This window comes from Vibrio genomosp. F10 str. 9ZD137 (assembly GCF_049974785.1).
GTDB lineage: Bacteria > Pseudomonadota > Gammaproteobacteria > Enterobacterales > Vibrionaceae > Vibrio.
In genome coordinates this window covers 1-2,800 of sequence record NZ_JBNGCJ010000648.1, presented here as the reverse complement: position 1 = coordinate 2,800, position 2,800 = coordinate 1, and the positions used below count along the sequence as shown (strand labels likewise).

At 44.6% G+C, this 2,800-nt stretch carries 3 protein-coding genes; all 3 read right to left on the bottom strand.

Annotated features, from left to right (window positions below; genetic code table 11):
- Nucleotides 1–1,210: PDC sensor domain-containing protein (locus ACP45E_RS15735; RefSeq protein WP_141707362.1), on the bottom strand; the 1,210-nt coding region annotated here is incomplete at its 3' end.
- 293 nt (nucleotides 1,211–1,503) lie between these two features.
- Entirely contained in the window at nucleotides 1,504–2,352 is an 849-nt protein-coding gene (locus ACP45E_RS15730) for a sterol desaturase family protein (RefSeq protein ID WP_017036235.1), read from the bottom strand.
- An 8-nt stretch (nucleotides 2,353–2,360) separates the two neighbouring features.
- On the bottom strand, nucleotides 2,361–2,800 hold a 440-nt coding region (locus ACP45E_RS15725; protein ID WP_141707361.1), incomplete at its 5' end, for a DUF2804 domain-containing protein.

The window sequence follows — 2,800 nt, the reverse complement described above, 5'->3', positions numbered from 1 at the left end:
CTGCCCCTTGAGCATTAGAAGCTACATCGGAAGATGTGGTTGCCATTTCATGCATCGCGGTCGCCAGTTGTTCTAATTCATGCAGCTGTTCTTGCATTGCATTCGCTGATTGTTGCAAACCATTGGATGTCATTTCTGAACCGCGCAGTATTTCAACGCCAATCGCTTTAGACTGACTAATCAGTTGCTGTAAGGTACCGGTAAAAGTATTAAAGCCTTCGGCCAGTTGAGAGAATTCTTGGTCAGTATTGGTATCTAAACGTTGTGTTAAATCCCCTTCACCAGAAGCCACACCTTGAATCGCGGTATTGAGTACATCCAAAGGTTTCATCAAAGCTTTAATCAAGATGAGTAACAAGGCAATACTGATCAATAGTGCCACAAGGGTATAAACAATCGAACTATTGCGCAGGTCGTCAATAGAGGCGTAAGCAATGCTTTCATCAAGCACCACGCCAACAAACCAGTCTTCCCCGGGCACAGCTGCAAAATCAAGCGTATACGCAGTCTCATCAAGCACAACTTGCTGAGGCTCCTCTAGAATACTGACATTTGGCATGTATCCAGACATGGGGGTGCCATTTTTCTTCGCATCCGGGTGCGCGATGGTCGTACCGTCACCGGCGACAATAAAAACGTAACCCGCGCTGAAAAGTCTAACTTGGTTAACCAGTTCAGCAAGACGAGCCAGTGATACGTCATAAAAGATCGCTCCAATGAAACGACCGTTATCGTTCACAGGTGTCGCAATAGACACCAGAATTTCGTTAGTGGCTGAATCTGCATAAGGTGCGGTAATAATAAGTCGATTAGCGTTCTTGGCATCTTTATACCAAGGCCTTGCTCTAGGATCCCAGGTCGGTCCTGGGTTCCAGTTGGGGTCGTTATTGATGTTTGAACCGTCACTCTCAAAACCTAACCCGGCGAGCAAAAACGTATCTTTTACAATGGGTCGTGTAATGACATTCTCGATTCTCTCTGGAGAGAGGTCCGATTCAATCATACTGGTTGCGTAGGCCGCGATGGCTTTACGACCATTGATCTCCGCTGCCACCGTGTTTCTCACCCCATCGACAATCTCAGTAACACTGGCTTCCACCTGTTGTTTGAGTTCCTCTTGCATCGTGAAGTATTGCTTTGCAGTAAGAGCTGAAACGGTTACCAGAAGCAGCAAAGAGGACGCCGCAACAATTTTGTGGCTAAATTTCATAACTATTCCTTAGTTAATTTTTTATTGTTATTAATAATTTTATAGTTAGTAACCCGCCGTTTATCCAGTTGAAAGGCGTAATTAAATGAATAAATAACATTTAGCTGCTGCTTAACGATCAAAAACCAAAAAACGCCATGAAATTAAACGGGTAAGGCAGCAGAAATACACACAGATGAATGGAAAGCCATTAGGCCAACCAAGAGTTTCCTGACTCGATTTTCGGCAAGCATGTGTTTGAAAGTAATATGCTTGAAAGTAAGATATTCAAACTAAGCCACGGAGTCATGCGATCAGTCTGAGGGTGGTGAATAGAACACCTTCATCTTTTGTCTTAATGTTTTTGACGAAGAGAAACCGTCGGCGAACATGTTTCTCCACTCCGTAAAGGTCACCGTCCATGGATTAAAGCTCTTGATGGGTTTGGATATCCCGTAGCGAACGGGGTCTCGCTCTGGTTCAAACGAACCAAATAACTTGTCCCATACAATGAGCACACCGGCGTAATTTTTATCGATGTATTGAGCGTTCACGCCATGATGAACACGGTGATGGGATGGCGTATTAAACACATACTCTAAAAAGCCTAAAGTACGTACCCACTGCGTATGAACAAAGAACTGCAAACCAAGGTTAAGCAATACCACAAAGATTACCCAGCTAGGCTCAAAACCGATCACCACTAACGGTAGCCAAAACAACCACATGCCGGCGAAAGGGTACATTAAGCTCTGGCGAAACGCGGTGCTAAAGTTCATCCGCTCCGAGCTGTGATGAACAACATGTGCCGCCCACATCCAGCGAATACGGTGGCTTGCTCGGTGAAACCAGTAATAGAAAAAATCTTGTAGAACCACGAGTAATATGAAACTGGCTAGGTTCATATCAATATCAAACATTTTCCAGCCAAATAACCAAATATAAAGATTCGCTATCAAGAGGCCCGTCAGTAAATCACTCAGCTGATGCATCCCAGCGAGTGTAAAATTACACAGCACTTCTTTGAGGTGATAGGAGGAGTTCTCAGGTAATCGACCCCGTTTTTGGCCTAAATAGTACTCAGCCAGCATGCATAATAGAAATACCGGAGCTAAAACGAGCAGTAGCCATTCAGGGTGATCAATGAGTTTAGAAATGTCCATATTCATCCTTACCAGCGAGCAAAATGGTCTTCAGTTAAACCAAGGCAATCGACGAGTTGATAAGCGTTGCCTGACGAATCTTTTATCGTCCCATTGAAGTGACCGATAAACTGGCGAAAGTTGCTTTTTAGTAGCCATAGATTGAGTTTTTCACTGCGTTTATTGAGTGGAGTGAACGTTAAGTTAACTTGCCCATCATGCGAGTCAATTCGCCAAGGCTTTTCTTGGTGACTACGATCGAATTCAAAATGAACAGGCCCAAGGAAATGACGCACGCCATCAACCCACACCGCATTTTCACAGCTGCCTGTTTCATTAACACCTGCGGCTAAATTGAGCCCCAACTTAACTGGACCCAACCTGGTATTGATACTTGCCCAACGCCAACTGGTCTCTCTTCTCATGTAACCGGCCGAAAAGTCGTAGCTAGCGAGTGCCGAATCCAAGC